Origin of the sequence: Roseateles aquatilis (assembly GCF_002205645.1) — a bacterium.
GTDB lineage: Bacteria > Pseudomonadota > Gammaproteobacteria > Burkholderiales > Burkholderiaceae_C > Roseateles > Roseateles aquatilis.
In genome coordinates this window covers 140512-154488 of sequence record NZ_NIOF01000004.1, presented here as the reverse complement: position 1 = coordinate 154488, position 13977 = coordinate 140512, and the positions used below count along the sequence as shown (strand labels likewise).

Genomic DNA, 13977 nt, shown 5'->3' with positions numbered 1-13977 from the left:
GCCGCCACGCCAGCTCACGGCGTGAGCGGTTCGTTCAGTTCGGCGCGAGCGGCTCATTCAGTCGACCCTCGGCCCGTCCATCGCCTGACCGGGTCCACAGACCGCTCATCGGCCGCGTCTGGCTGTCGCCGCCGCCCCATCTGTCGCGTTGATGGGGGCGGCAGACCATGACATGCATGGACGTGCCGTCGAAGTGCAGGCCGAGGTTGCCGCCGGACAGTTCCGGGCTGCTGCCGTCGGGGTCGCACGGCAGACCCGGCGCGCGTGTCGTGGGCAGGCGCACGCCCGCCAGGCGGGAGTTGCCTATCGCCGCGGTTCCACCGGAGAAGTCGCCGTAGCCGCTGAGCACCTTCACCACGCCGTTGTGCACCGTGACGTTGCCGTTGCCGACGTTGAGGTTCGCGCCTCCATGCGGGTACCGGGCGCCGATCTGTAGATCCCGGTCGATGTAGGCGTTGCCGTTGACTTCCATCTTGGCGTCCAACATGTTCTCGCGGCCGACCACATGCCGGTCCCAATGGCGTGGCGGGCGCGGCGACTGGCCGACGATCAGGCGCTCCTTCGCCTGCACTATCTTTTCGGCGCTGAGGTCGCCGGCGACTGTCGTGTCGCCGCTCACGGTCAACCGCCCGACGTTGGCCAGGTCCTGCCCGTTGAAATCCCATCGCGCGGTTGGCGGTGCCGATCCATCGCGGCAAGTGGCGCTGCCTCCTGCCACGCACGGCGAGACCTCGGCCGAGCGCCGATGCCGGTCCGTCAAATGCACCAACCCATGCGCCGCGAGCACGCCTGGCGCGCCGGAGTCCGGGGTCGCGCCGCGGATGGGGTTGGGGACGGGCAGGCGACTGCCTTTCAGCGCTGCGGCGGTCTCGGGCGTCGAGCCGGGAGGCGACAACACCCCGGCATGGCCGAGTGCCTTGCGCGCGGCCTGGATCTGGGCCAGCGCGCCGAACGGCAGCGCTTCCGCATAGAAGGGCTGTGTGTTGAAGACCGTCACCGCGAGCGTGGGCCGGCGGTCGGCTGGTGCGGGCGTCGATGCGGCCGATGACGCGGACGCGGGACGGGGCACCGCCGCGGCCTTGGTGTCGAGCCGGTCGTCGCAGGCGGATGTGCAGCGGATCGAGGTGAACCACCTCGGCGCCATGCGTTGCCCGGAGTGCTCGTTGACGACGAGGTCGCCATGGGGCAAGGGGAGTTTGTCGTCCTCGTCCATGTAACCCAGCGCGTTGAGTTCGGCGACTGTCGGCTGATAGCCGTTGGCGATCCGCTGCCCGTCGATCGTCAGCTCGCAGCCGGATGGCGGCGGACGTGTGGTCAACGAACCGTCGCCGGTCCCGCTGGACGGCAGCGACAGCGCCACCTGCTCGCAGGCACGCGGCAGCAGCACGATGCGCTGCCCGTGGTCGCGCGCATATCCCAGCGCACCCTCATGAATCGCGGCCTGCTTTTCACCGGCCTGCTTGCCGACGGCGACCTTGTGCATGAAGTCCTGGCCTCGTACCCAGCCGATCGTCGCGACCGACAGCACCGTCAAGCCCAGCGACAACTCGAGCAGCATCGCGAAGCCGGCCTGCCCGCGCCGCGGCGGCGGACGGCGGGGGCGACGTCTGGTGGCCTGGACGACGGCGGCGGCGTCTGCCGCGGCAGCGATCGGTCGGGAAACAAGCGACATGGGGCAAGACTCCTGGAGTGAACTCGACCGTCCTGCCTTGTGGGCAGAACGTGACTCCGATGGTCTTCCCGCGAGGGGGGCGCCGCAATGCCGCGAGTTGCGCGACCAGGCCGCCGCCGCGGCAGCAATGTGGACGTGCGGTTCCCGGTTCCGGTAGGTGAGGCCGACGGTCGAACGCCGTGGCCGCGCTAGTCCTGGGCCAATGCCGCCAGCAACTCGTACGACCGCCGCCGCGCCAGCGGGTCGTGCACCGCGCAGGCGACGATGAATTCATCCGCCTCGGTGCGCGCCTGCGTCGCCCGCAGGCCGGCGCGCACGGTGTCGGGCGAGCCGACGATGGACTCCGCCAGCATGCGTTCCACGGCCAGCTTCTCGCCGGCCGTCCACAACGCGTCGATGCTGTCGACGGGGCGCGGGATGGGTCCGCGCTGGCCGCGCTGCATGCCCAGGAAACGCTGCTGCAGCGAGGTGAACAGGCGCCGCGCCTCGGCGTCGGTCTCGGCCACGATGATGTTGAGGCCGACCGCCGCGTGCGGCTTCGGATGTTTGACGCTGGGGCGGTACTGGGCGCGGTAGATCTCCAGCGCCTGCATCAGCATCGACGGCGCGAAGTGCGACGCGAAGGCGAACGGCAGCCCCAGATAGGCGGCCAGTTGCGTGCCGTAGAGGCTGGAGCCGAGCAGCCAGATCGGCACCTCGGTGCCCTGGCCGGGGATGGCGCGCACGACCTGACCCTCCTGCTCGGGCGCGAGGTAGGCGGTGAGTTCCAGCACGTCCTCCGGGAAACGGTCCTCGTGCGCGGTCGACAGGTGACGGCGCAGCGCGCGCATCGTCGGGCCGTCGGTGCCGGGCGCCCGGCCCAGGCCCAGATCGATGCGGCCCGGGAACAGCGTCGCCAGGGTGCCGAACTGTTCGGCGATCGTCAGCGGCGCATGGTTGGGCAGCATGATGCCGCCGGAGCCGACGCGGATCGTGCTGGTCGCGGCGGCGATCTGGCCGATCAGCACGGCCGTGGCCGAGGACGCGACACCGTCCATGTTGTGGTGTTCGGCCACCCAGTAACGCTGGTAGCCCAGGCGCTCGGCGTGCCGCGCCAGCGCGATGCTTTCCTGGAGCGCCTGCGCGGCGGTGCCGCCTTCGACGATGGGAGCGAGGTCGAGGATCGAGAGTCGGGTCTGCATGGGCGCCGAGTCTAGGCGGGGGGGAAGGTCCGGGGTGCCGGCAGGGTTACTGCGCGCGACCTTCCCTAGGCGATGTCGGGCGGGCTCACCGTCTCCATCCATTCGCGCTTGCGCTGCATCGTGACGTCGTCGTCCGCGAAGCGGTGCGCGATGGCCTGGAACTCGTCCTGGATGGTCTGGAACGCGTCGACCAGATCCGGGTCGAAGTGGCGCCCGCGACCCTCGGCGATGATCGCCGCCGCCTGCTCGTGCGGCATGCCGGGCTTGTAGACGCGGCGGCAGATCAGCGCGTCGTAGACGTCCGCCAGCGCCATCAGCCGCGCCGACAACGGGATCGCGTCGCCGCCCAGGCCCTGCGGATAGCCGGAGCCGTCCCATTTCTCCTGGTGCCCGTAGGCGATGTCCTTGGCCATCGACAGGAAGCCGACCGGCGTGCCCAGTTGCGCCTCCGCCTGCGCGATCGCGTCGCGACCCAGCCGCGGATGGTCCTTCATGACCTCGAACTCCTCCGGCGTGTAGCGCCCCGGCTTGAGCAGGATGCGGTCGGGGATGCCCACCTTGCCGATGTCATGCAGCGGCGCCGACTTGAACAGCGTGGCGATGTAGTCGCTCGTCAGCGTGTCGCGGAATCGCGCGTGGCCGCGCAGCGCCTCGGCCAGCGCCCGGACGTAATGCTGGGTGCGGCGGATGTGGTTGCCGGTGTCCGAGTCGCGCGTCTCCGCCAGCGACGCCATCGCGTGGATGGTCACGTCCTGGATCGCCGCGAGCTCGGCGCTGCGACGCGCCACCTCGGCCTCCAGGTAGGCGGCCTTGTCGCGCAGGAAGTCGGCGCCGGCCTTGAGCTGCAGGTGCGTGCGCACGCGCGCCCGCACGATCGGCGGGCTGATCGGCTTGGTGATGTAGTCCACCGCGCCCAGCGCCAGCCCGCGCGTCTCGTCCGCGACGTCGGACCTGGCCGTCAGGAAGATCACCGGAATCTCGCGCGTGGCGGGATCGGCCTTGAGCCGCTGGCAGACCTCGTGGCCGTCCATGCCCGGCATCATGACGTCGAGCAGGATCAGGTCGGGACGCGATTCACCGCCGGCGATGCGCAACGCCTTCTCGCCGTGCGTGGCGATCTTGACGCGGTAGCGGTCGCGCAGCAGCTCGCTCATCAAGGTCAGGTTGTCGGGCGTGTCGTCGACCACCAGCAAGGTCGCGCCGTCGGTGGGATCCCCGTCCTCGCGCGGGCCGGCGGCGGCGGCCGTGCGCGGGCTCGCGGACGGATCGCCGAAGCGCGCCGAGGGGGGGGCGGCGGGGCCGCCGACAGGGCCGCTGACGGGGCGGTCGGTGGGGCGATCGCCGGGCCGGCCGGTCGACGTGTCGGTCGACGCATCGACGGATGGCGCGATGGGTGGGCTCATGCGACGCTCCCCGAGGAAAACCGGCCGGGCGAATGGCCGGGGGCGGGCGGCGGCTCGGTGGGGCCGCCGCGGTACTGGCTCGCATCCTCGCGGATCAGGGCCAGCGCGACATCGAAGTCGAAACGCGCCGCGGCGTCGACGGCGCGACGCAGCACGCGCAGTCGTGCCGTGGGCAACACCAGGTCGTTCAACTGCAAGTCCAGGGCCTGCGCGGCATCGGCCGCGGCGGAGTCGCTGTCGACGAGCAGCAGGTCCAGTCGATCGAGTGTCTCGTCGAGCGCGGCCCGCGAGACCGGGTCAAGCGCCGAGGCCGCGGCATCGAGCTCGGCGCCCGATGCCGACGCGGCTTCCACGCGCGGCATCGGCACCGTGTCATGCGGATCTCTCGACGGCGACCGGGACGGGGGGGCCGATGGCGCCGGCGAAGGTGTCGAGGACCGGCCCTGCGATTGCGCCTCCAGCGCCTGATGCCGCCCCAGCGAGACCAGCAGGGCCGCCAACTGCGATTGCGCGCGCGCCAGCAGCGGCTCGCGCTCCGTGGCGGGCAGGCGCTGGGCGCAGGCCTGCTCCAGCGCGCCCGCCGCCGTCGCCAGGGGCCCGGCGCCCAGCGTCGCCGCGGCGCCCCGCAGCGAATGTGCCATGCGCGTCATCGTGACCAGATCGCCGACCGCGGCGGCATCGGCGAAGCTCGCCGCGAAGTCGGTCTGCGTGTCGTGGAAGGTCCGCAGCAGCTTGCGATACAACGCCGGATGATGGCCGGCCGTCGCCAGTCCGGCCTGCTGGTCCAGCCCCACGATGGGCGGCAGCACGCCGGCGACGGTGGGCGTGTCGGCGGCGGCCGCGGCGGTCGGGTCCGCGGCATCGCCGGCGCTCAGCGCCCGGTTGTCGGCGCGGCGTGTGTCGATGCGCCGACCGGCGCCGGAGCGCGTGTCCATCGGCACCTCCGCCGCCGGATGCGCCGGCCGGATCCAGCGCGCCAGCACCTCGAACAGCAGGTCGACGTTGAGCGGCTTGGCGATGTGGTCGTTCATGCCGGCCTCGATCACCTTCTCGCGGTCGCCGCTCATCGCGTTGGCGGTCATCGCGATCACCGGCAGCGATTGCCAGCGCGGGTCCGTGCGCAGCTCGCGCGTCGCCGCGTAACCGTCCAGCACCGGCATCTGGCAGTCCATCAGCACGCCGTCGAAGCTCGCCGGCGCCGCCCGCAGCAGGTCCAGCGCGATGCGTCCGTTGGCGGCCAGCGTGACGTGCAGGCCGGCGTCTTCGAGCAGCGCGGCGGCGAGCTCCTGGTTCAGCTCGTTGTCCTCGGCCACCAGCATGCGCGCGCCGGCCAATTGCCGCATCGCTTCGCGCGCGGAGTTGCGTCGCCGATCGGCCGCCGGGGCGGGCAGGTCGGCATGGCCGAGCGCCTCGCCGATCGCCGCGAGCATCGAGGACGCCGTCACCGGCTTGGTCAGCAGCACCGGACGCCGGCGCGGCGCGGACGCGGACATCGCCGCGGTCAGCGAGTCGTCGCGGCCGAACGAGGTCACCAGCACCACCGCCGGCGCCTGTTCCAGCCGTCCGTCGCCGAGCCGGCGCGTGGCCTCCAGGCCGTCCATCACCGGCATCTGCCAGTCCATCAGCACCAGGGCGAAGGGGCGGCCCTCGGCCTGCGCGCGCTCGGCGTCGCGCACCGCCTGCTCGCCGTCCGCCGCCGTCGTCATGTCCAGGCCGAAGCTGGCGCCCAGCGTCGACAGGATTTCGCGCGCGGCGCGGTTGTCGTCGACGACCAGCGTGCGCAGGTGGGCCAGCTCGTGCGCCATCAGCGCGCGCCGCGCCGGCAGGTCGGACCCCTCCGACTGCACCCCGAAGCGCGCCGTGAAATGGAAGGTGGAGCCGTGGTCCGGCGCCGATTCCAGCCAGATGCGGCCGCCCATCATGTCCACCAACTGCTTGCAGATCGCCAGTCCGAGGCCGCTGCCGCCGTACTTGCGGGTGGTGGAGCTGTCGGCCTGGCTGAAGCTCTGGAACAGGCGGGCCTGCTGCTCGGGCGTCATGCCGATGCCGGTGTCGCGGACGCGGAAGTGCAGCTCGACCTCCGCTTCCGGGGCCGCCGCGCCGTCGCGGGGCTCGGGCGTCACGGCCTCGATGGCGACGATGATCTCGCCCCGGTCGGTGAACTTGGCCGCGTTGTTGCCCAGGTTGACCAGCACCTGGCCCAGGCGCAGCGGGTCGCCCACCAGCGCGGTGGGCAGGTCGGGCGGCACGCTCAGCAGCAGCTCCAGGCCCTTGTCCTCGACACGGAAGCCGATCAGGTTGACCAGGTGGTCGAGCACGTCCTCCATGCGGAAGGGCACGCGCTCCAGGCTCAGCTTGCCGGCCTCGATGCGGCTGAAGTCGAGGATGTCGTCGATGACGCCGAGCAGGTTCTCGGCCGAGCGATGCACCTTCTCGATGTAGTTGCGCTGGCGCGCGTCCAGCGTCGTCTGCAGCGCCAGGTGGGACATGCCGATGATGGCGTTCATCGGGGTGCGGATCTCGTGGCTCATGTTGGCCAGGAAGTCCGACTTGGCGCGGGTCGACTCCTCGGCCGCCTCCTTGAGCGTCTGCAGCTGCAGGTGCTGCGCCTGCAACTGCCGGTGCTGGTCCAGCAGCTCCAGGTCCTTGCGCTCGCGCGCGCTGCGGTGGCCCAGGCCGCGCAGCGACGCGCCCATCAGCCCGAAGGCCAGCAGCGCCACGAGCGCGCCCACGCCCAGCCGCGTCGTGGTGGGCTCCAGCGCGTCGAGGTCGCCGAGCAGCACCACCCGCCACGGCCCGGCCGGGTCGTTCCAGCCCACGTCGGCCTGGACCACGGCCAGGCGGTTGCCGTCGACCTCGGCGTTGGCGGCGCCCAACGCGAAGGGCAGGCGGCGGATGCGCGTCGGGTCGGCGAACAGCTTGCCGAACTGGCGGCTGGCGGTGAGCGCCTCGGCGCGCCGCGCGGTGGGCTCGCCGTCCACGCCCAGGCGCCACTCCGGTCGGCTGGCCGCGAGCACCACACCGTGCGGCGATACCAGCAGCGCGCCGGCATAGCTGCGCGTGTCGAGGAAGCGGTCCAGCGCGTCCGCGTACAGGCGCGCGGCGACGACGCCGACGATGTCGCCGGTCTGGCCCGGCTGGGCGTACACCGGCGCGGCCAGCCAGAAGGCGCGCTGGCCCGTGGTGATGCTGATGCCGGCGAAGACGTTGGGCTGGCCGCGCATCGCCTGGCGGTAGTACTGGCGGAAGGCGACGTCCAGCCCGATGGGCAGCGTGCCGGCCTCATCCCAGCCGCCGACGATGACGCCGCGGCCGTTGACCACGTAGGCCTGTTGCGCGCCGACGCTGCGGGCCAGCACCTCCAGCGCCTGCGCGCCGGGCCGCTCGCGCCGAGCGACCTCGACATCGGTGATCAGGACGGCGGCCTTGAGCGCCGGGTTGAGCTGCCCGGCCAGGACCACGGCCCCCATGCCCTTGCCGGTCAGCGTCAGGCCCTGCAGGCCGAGCGCCTCGCGCTGCGCGGCGTTGGCCAGCGAGCGGTGGAAGTCGCGTTCGAGCGAGCGCCGATGCACCTCGCTGACGACCGCGCCCAGGCTCAGCGCCAACAGCGCGGCCAGCGACCAGGCGGTCCGGCGATGCCTCAACAACCATTCCGACAGGCGACCCATCCCATTCCTCCCAGGAACCCGGTCGGCGTCCGCCGGGCATGTGTGGATGTGAACCGTCGGACGAGTGTAGGGGAGGCGGGCCGGGCCGCCTACCCACATCGCGGGTGCGCCCCGGGGCGAGAGGGGGCGCCTGTTCCGGCCGTCCACCGCTTGCGATGCGGCCGTTGATCCGGGGCGGCGTCGCCGCCAGGCTGGACCGTCGCCGGTCCGTGTCCGGGGGGCCGGACGCGTCGCCGTCCTACAAGCGGCGGTGAGGGGCCGGGCTAGCATCGTCGCCATGGTTGTTCCCGTCGATCCGGATCCCCGTGCCGCATCCGCCGACGCGACCGGCGCGGACGGCCTCGCCCACCGGGCGGGGCAGGATGCCGCCCAGGTCGGCCACGCCGGCCCGGCGGGAGGTCAGGAGCAGGGGGATCTCGTCATCGCCGGGCCCGAGGGGCTGTACTGCCCGCCCGGGGATTTCTACATCGACCCCTGGCGCCCGGTGGACCGCGCGGTGATCACCCACGGCCACAGCGACCACGCGCGCCCGGGTCATGCCCACTACCTGGCCCATCAGGCCAGCGCGCCCATCCTGCGCCGCCGGCTCGGCGAGGACATCACCCTGCAGATGCTGGCCTACGGGGAAATCGTGGAGCACCGCGGCGTGCGCGTCTCGCTGCATCCGGCCGGACACGTGCTGGGATCGGCGCAGGTGCGGCTTGAACACGGCGGCCGGGTCTGGGTCGCCTCGGGCGACTACAAGCTCGAGGCCGACGGCACTTGCGACCCCTTCGAGCCGGTGCGGTGCGACACCTTCATCACCGAGTCCACCTTCGGCCTGCCGATCTACCGCTGGCCGTCGCAGGCCGCGCTGTTCGCAGAGATCGACGCCTGGTGGCGTCGCAACGCCGAGGCCGGCCGCGCGTCGGTGTTGTATGCCTACGCGCTGGGCAAGGCGCAGCGGCTGCTGCATGGGGTGGACGCGTCGATCGGACCCATCGTCGCGCACGGCGCGGTCGAGCCGCTGAACGCCGTGTATCGCGCCGCGGGCGTCGCGCTGCCGTCGACCTTCCTGGCGACCGACCCGGCGCTGGACAAGGCGGCGCTCGCGCGGGCGCTGGTGATCGCGCCGCCGTCGGCCGCCCGCTCGACCTGGCTGCGGCGCTTCGGCGCCGATCCGGCCGATGCGTTCGCGAGCGGCTGGATGCGGCTGCGGGGCACGCGGCGGCGGCGCGGCGTGGACCGGGGCTTCGTCATGTCCGACCATGCCGACTGGCCCGGCCTGCAGGCCGCCATCCGCGGCACCGGTGCCGAGCGCGTCTTCGTCACTCACGGCAGCGTGCCCGTGATGGTCCGCTGGCTGAGCGAGCAGGGCCTGCGGGCGCAAGCCTTCGCCACCGAGTACGGCGAGGAGGACGACGGCGAAGGTCGGGCCGAGGCCGACGTCCGGGCCGAGCCTCGGCTCCCGACGTCCCCATCGGCTCTGCCTGACGATCCGGAGACCGCATGAAGGCCTTCGCCGCGCTCTACCGGGAGCTGGACGCGTCGACGTCGAGTCTGGCGAAGCAGTTGGTGCTGCAGGCCTACCTGCGCGCGGCGCCCGCCGCGGACGCCGCGTGGGCGGTGTATTTCCTGGCCGGCGGCAAGCCGCGTCAGCTGGTGCCGACCCGGCTGCTGCGGGAGCAGGCGCGGCTGGCCGCGGGCCTGCCGGAGTGGCTCTTCGACGAGAGCTACGAGGCCGTCGGCGATCTCGCCGAAACGATCTCGTTGCTCTTGCCCGAGCCGACCGAGACGATCGAGCGGCCGTTGTCCGAGTGGATGACGGCGTACCTGCTGCCGCTGCGCGGCCGGCCGCCCGAAGACCTCGCGCTCGACCTGCAGAGCCAGTGGGCGACGCTGGCGGTCGAGCAGCGCCTCGTCTACTTCAAGCTGATCACTGGCGCGTTCCGCGTCGGTGTGTCCCGGCTGCAGGTCACGCAGGCGCTGGCCGCTGTCAGCGGCGTCGACGCCAAGGTGATCGCGCAGCGCCTGATGGGCTACACGCACATCGGCGCGCGGCCCATGGCGGCGGACCACGAGGCGCTGGTCGCTCCCGCCGATGCATCCGGCGGTGACGGCGCGGCGCGCGGCGGGCAGCCGTATCCGTTCTTCCTCGCCCACCCGTTCAACTTGCCGGTCGAGCAGTTCGACGCCGCGATCGGGCCTCCGGACGACTGGTTGATCGAATGGAAGTGGGACGGCATCCGCGCCCAACTGGTCAAGCGCGATGGGGAAGCGTCGATCTGGTCGCGCGGCGAGGAGCTCGTCACCGACCGCTTTCCCGAGCTGCGCGCGATGGGTGAGGCCTTGCCCGACGGCACCGTGCTGGATGGCGAGGTCCTGATCTGGCGCGACGGCCGCGCGCAGCCGTTCGCCGAGCTGCAACGGCGCATCGGCCGCAAGACGCTGGGCCCCAAGCTGCTGCGCGAGCTGCCGGCGACGCTGTGCGTCTACGATCTGCTGGAGGAGGGCGGCGAGGACCTGCGCGCCCGTCCGCAGCATGAGCGCCGCGCGCGGCTGGAGCGGCTGGTGGCGGCGCATCCGCTGCCGTCGCTGGCATTGAGCCCGCTGATCGCCGGCGCCGACTGGGCCGACCTGGCGCGGCAGCGCATGCAGGCCCGCGCGCTGGGCGTCGAGGGGATGATGCTCAAGCGCCGGGACGCGCGCTACGGCGTTGGCCGGACCAAGGATGTCGGCGTCTGGTGGAAGTGGAAGATCGACCCGCTGTCCGTCGATGCGGTGCTGATCTACGCGCAGCGCGGGCACGGCCGGCGCGCCAGCCTCTACACCGACTACACCTTCGCCGTCTGGAACGCGCCGCCGGAGGACCCCGCGCGGCAACTGGTGCCGTTCGCGAAGGCGTATTCCGGCCTGACCGACGCCGAGATCCAGCAGGTCGACGCCATCGTCCGCAAGACGACGACCGAGAGCTTCGGCCCGGTGCGCAGCGTCACGCCGACGATGGTCTTCGAGCTCGGCTTCGAAGGCATCGCCCGCAGCGGCCGGCACAAGAGCGGCATCGCGGTGCGCTTCCCGCGCATGCTGCGGCGGCGCGAGGACAAGCCGGTCGAGGAGGCCGACACGTTGCAGTCCTTGCAGGCGCTGCTGCCGGGGGCGCGATGACGGACGCGCGCGCGCGGGTCGACGCCTGGCTCGCGGCCAGGGGCTGGACGCCGTTCCCGTTCCAGCACCGGGTCTGGGACGAGATGGCGCGCGGACGCAGCGGCATGCTGCATTCCAGCACCGGCAGCGGCAAGACGCTCGCCGTGTGGCTGGGCGCGCTGGCGGCGCTGCGAGACGAGGTCGGCGCCACGGCCCGAGGGCGAGGTGGCAAGCCGCTCGGCCCGCCGTTGACGGTGCTGTGGATCACGCCCATGCGGGCTCTGGCGGCCGACACGCTGCGCGCGCTGGAAGCGCCGATGGCGGCGCTGTGCCCCGGCTGGACCGCCGGCCTGCGCAGCGGCGACACGACCTCGGCGCAACGTGCCGCGCAGGACCGCCGGCTGCCGACGGTGCTGGTCACGACGCCGGAGAGCCTGTCGCTGCTGCTGTCCCGCGCCGACGCGCGCGATCAGTTGGGCCGAACGCGGCTGGTCGTCGTCGACGAATGGCACGAGTTGATGGGCAACAAGCGTGGCGTGCAGACCCAACTGGCGCTGGCCCGCCTGCGTCGCTTCCGTGGCGGGGGCGATGCTCGCGCCGCCGACGCCGACGCCGACGCCGACGCCGATCCTGCAGCCCTCGTGGCCCGCACCGATCACGCGTCACACGCCGCCAGCGCCGATCACGCGGACCCGGCCGACCCCGTCGACCACGCCGGCTACGCCAACCGCGCCAACCGCGCCAACCGCGCCAACCACGCCAACCACGCCGACCGCCTGCCCGCGCTGATGACCTGGGGTCTGTCGGCCACGCTGGGCAACCTGGACGAAGCGCTGCGGACGCTGCTCGGCGTCGGACCGGACGTGACGGCGAATGCGGCGTTGGTCCAGGGCGAGACCGACAAGACGCTGATCATCGACACGCTGCTGCCGGCCACCGCCGAGCGTTTCGCCTGGGCCGGCCACATGGGGCTGCGCATGCTGCCGCAGGTCGTCGAGGCGATCGAGGCCAGCGCGAGCTGCCTGGTCTTCACCAACATGCGCTCGCAGGCGGAGCGCTGGTATCGCGCGCTGCTGGAGGCGCGTCCGGATTGGGCCGGCGTGCTGGCGCTGCATCACGGCTCGCTGGACCGCGAGGTGCGGGAGTGGGTCGAGCTCGGCCTGAAGGAGGGCCGCGTCAAGGCGGCGGTGTGCACGTCGAGCCTGGACCTGGGCGTGGACTTCCTGCCGGTGGATCGCGTGCTGCAGATCGGCTCCGCCAAGGGCGTGGCGCGGCTGGTGCAGCGCGCGGGACGGTCCGGCCACGCGCCCGGACGGCCGTCGCGCATCACGCTGGTGCCGACGCACAGCCTGGAACTGGTCGAGGCCGCCGCCGCGCGCGCCGCCGTGCGCGCGGGAAAGATCGAGGCGCGCCACAGCCCGCGCGAGCCGCTCGACGTGCTGGTGCAGCACCTGGTCACCGTGGCGCTGGGCGGGGGCTTCCGCCCGGACGCGCTGTTCGACGAGGTGCGGTCGACGGTGGCCTACGAGCCGCTGTCGGCGGAGTCGTGGCAGTGGTGCCTGGACTTCGTGCGACAGGGCGGGCCGTCGCTCGCGGCCTACCCCGACTATCACCGCGTGGTACCGGACGAGGCCGGCATCTGGCGCGTGCCCGATGCGCGCCTGGCGCGGCGTCATCGCGTCAACATCGGCACCATCGTCAGCGATGCGTCGGTCTCGGTGCAGTACCTGGGCGGCGGCAAGCTGGGCAGCGTCGAGGAGAGTTTCATCGCACGCCTCAAGCCCGGCGACGCGTTCATGTTCAGCGGCCGATTGCTGGAGCTGGTGCGGGTCGAGCAGATGACGGCGCTGGTGCGTCGAGCCACCGCGGGCCGTGCCGCGCTGCCGCGTTGGAACGGCGGGCGCATGCCGCTGTCGAGCACGCTGGCGGATGCGGTGCTGCGCGAGCTCGCCGCGGCGGACGCGGGCCGCTACGACTCGCCGGAGATGTCATGCGTGCGGCCGCTGATCGAGGTCCAGCGACGTTGGTCCGGCGTGCCGGCGCCGGAGGTGCTGGTCGCGGAGACCTTCAAGTCGCGCGAGGGCTGGCACCTCTTTCTCTATCCCTTCGCTGGACGAAAGGTACACCTCGGCCTGGCGGGCCTGATCGCGTGGCGGGCGGCGCAGCCGGAGACAGGCACCTTCTCGATCGCGCTGAACGATTACGGCATCGAGTTGCTCAGCGCCAAGCCCGTCGACTGGGCGGAGCGGCTGCCCGCGCTGCTGGCGCCGCGCCCGATGGACGTGTTGCTGCACGAGGTGCTGGCCAGCCTGAACGCGACTGAGCTGGCGCGTCGACGCTTCCGGGAGATCGCGCGCATCGCCGGCCTGATCTTCCAGAGCCATCCGGGCGAGCGCCGCAGCAACCGACAGTTGCAGGCCTCGGCGAGCTTGTTCTTCGAGGTGTTCCAGCAGTACGACCCGCGCAACCGGCTGCTCGCGCAGGCGGAGCAGGAGTTGCTGACGCAGGAGCTCGACGTGCGTCAGCTCGCCGCCGCGCTGGACCGCATGGCCGGCCAGACGCTGCGCGTCCATGCGCTGCGCAAGCCCACGCCGCTGGCGTTCCCGCTGATGGTCGAGCGCTTCCGCGAGAAGCTCAGCAACGAGCCGCTCGGCGAGCGCATCGCGCGCATGGTGTCCGAGCTGGAGCGCAGTGCCGGCGGCGACGCGGTGGGCACCGCGCATGAGCCGGCGGATCGCGTCTTCGCGAAGGCGTCATCGCCGCAGTGGGCAATCGGCGAGTCGCTGGCGCTGGAGACGCGAGGAGACGCCCCGGGCCCGCCGGGCCGGGGGCGACGGCAGTCGCGCGCGCGTCGCGCGGGCCGGTCCTCGCCCCGGTTGCCTCGGGCCACCGGCACGCCCCGATGAGGCGAGGTGGGGCGATGATCTCGA

Annotated in this window: 7 protein-coding genes; 3 read left to right on the top strand and 4 right to left on the bottom strand. The window is 72.5% G+C overall.

The features are described 5' to 3' along the window. Positions 1-34: 34 nt before the first annotated feature. The 4 genes from CDN99_RS11215 to CDN99_RS11200 form a co-directional block, all read right to left on the bottom strand. Complete coding sequence (locus tag CDN99_RS11215; protein ID WP_088384942.1) at positions 35-1672, bottom strand: hypothetical protein; 1638 nt, start codon at positions 1670-1672, stop codon at positions 35-37. Positions 1673-1860: 188 nt separating this feature from the next. Continuing rightward, a complete protein-coding gene (locus tag CDN99_RS11210; protein WP_088384941.1) occupies positions 1861-2853 on the bottom strand; it encodes an LLM class flavin-dependent oxidoreductase in 993 nt (330 codons plus the stop codon). A 65-nt stretch (positions 2854-2918) separates the two neighbouring features. Beyond that, a complete protein-coding gene (locus CDN99_RS11205; protein ID WP_141100740.1) occupies positions 2919-4256 on the bottom strand; it encodes an HD domain-containing phosphohydrolase in 1338 nt (445 codons plus the stop codon). Continuing rightward, positions 4253-7924 carry a response regulator gene (locus CDN99_RS11200; RefSeq protein WP_202820253.1) on the bottom strand — a complete coding sequence of 1224 codons (3672 nt, stop codon included), beginning with the start codon at positions 7922-7924 and terminating at the stop codon, positions 4253-4255. The genes CDN99_RS11205 and CDN99_RS11200 overlap by 4 nt, the downstream gene beginning before the upstream one ends. A gap of 277 nt (positions 7925-8201) precedes the next feature. On the opposite strand from CDN99_RS11200, the gene CDN99_RS11195 reads away from it, so the two are divergent. Genes CDN99_RS11195 through CDN99_RS11185 form a run of 3 tightly spaced genes read left to right on the top strand, consistent with a single transcriptional unit; the run spans position 8202 to position 13953 of the window. Beyond that, on the top strand, positions 8202-9416 hold the full coding sequence (locus CDN99_RS11195; protein WP_088384940.1) for a ligase-associated DNA damage response exonuclease: 1215 nt from the start codon (positions 8202-8204) through the stop codon (positions 9414-9416). Continuing rightward, positions 9413-11068 carry an ATP-dependent DNA ligase gene (locus tag CDN99_RS11190; protein WP_088384939.1) on the top strand — a complete coding sequence of 552 codons (1656 nt, stop codon included), beginning with the start codon at positions 9413-9415 and terminating at the stop codon, positions 11066-11068. The genes CDN99_RS11195 and CDN99_RS11190 overlap by 4 nt, the downstream gene beginning before the upstream one ends. Beyond that, positions 11065-13953, top strand: coding sequence for a ligase-associated DNA damage response DEXH box helicase (locus tag CDN99_RS11185; RefSeq protein WP_088384938.1), 2889 nt, complete (start codon positions 11065-11067; stop codon positions 13951-13953). Before CDN99_RS11190 ends, CDN99_RS11185 begins: the two co-directional genes overlap by 4 nt. The last annotated feature ends 24 nt before the right edge of the window (positions 13954-13977 follow it).

Excerpts from the sequence above, each read along its gene's own strand:
- CDN99_RS11215 (WP_088384942.1), bottom strand. The coding sequence starts at position 1,672 with ATGTCGCTTGTTTCCCGACCGATCGCTGCCGCGGCAGACGCCGCCGCC.
- CDN99_RS11205 (WP_141100740.1), bottom strand. The coding sequence starts at position 4,256 with ATGAGCCCACCCATCGCGCCATCCGTCGATGCGTCGACCGACACGTCG.
- CDN99_RS11185 (WP_088384938.1), top strand. The coding sequence starts at position 11,065 with ATGACGGACGCGCGCGCGCGGGTCGACGCCTGGCTCGCGGCCAGGGGC.
- CDN99_RS11190 (WP_088384939.1), top strand. The coding sequence starts at position 9,413 with ATGAAGGCCTTCGCCGCGCTCTACCGGGAGCTGGACGCGTCGACGTCG.
- CDN99_RS11200 (WP_202820253.1), bottom strand. The coding sequence starts at position 7,924 with ATGGGTCGCCTGTCGGAATGGTTGTTGAGGCATCGCCGGACCGCCTGG.
- CDN99_RS11210 (WP_088384941.1), bottom strand. The coding sequence starts at position 2,853 with ATGCAGACCCGACTCTCGATCCTCGACCTCGCTCCCATCGTCGAAGGC.
- CDN99_RS11195 (WP_088384940.1), top strand. The coding sequence starts at position 8,202 with ATGGTTGTTCCCGTCGATCCGGATCCCCGTGCCGCATCCGCCGACGCG.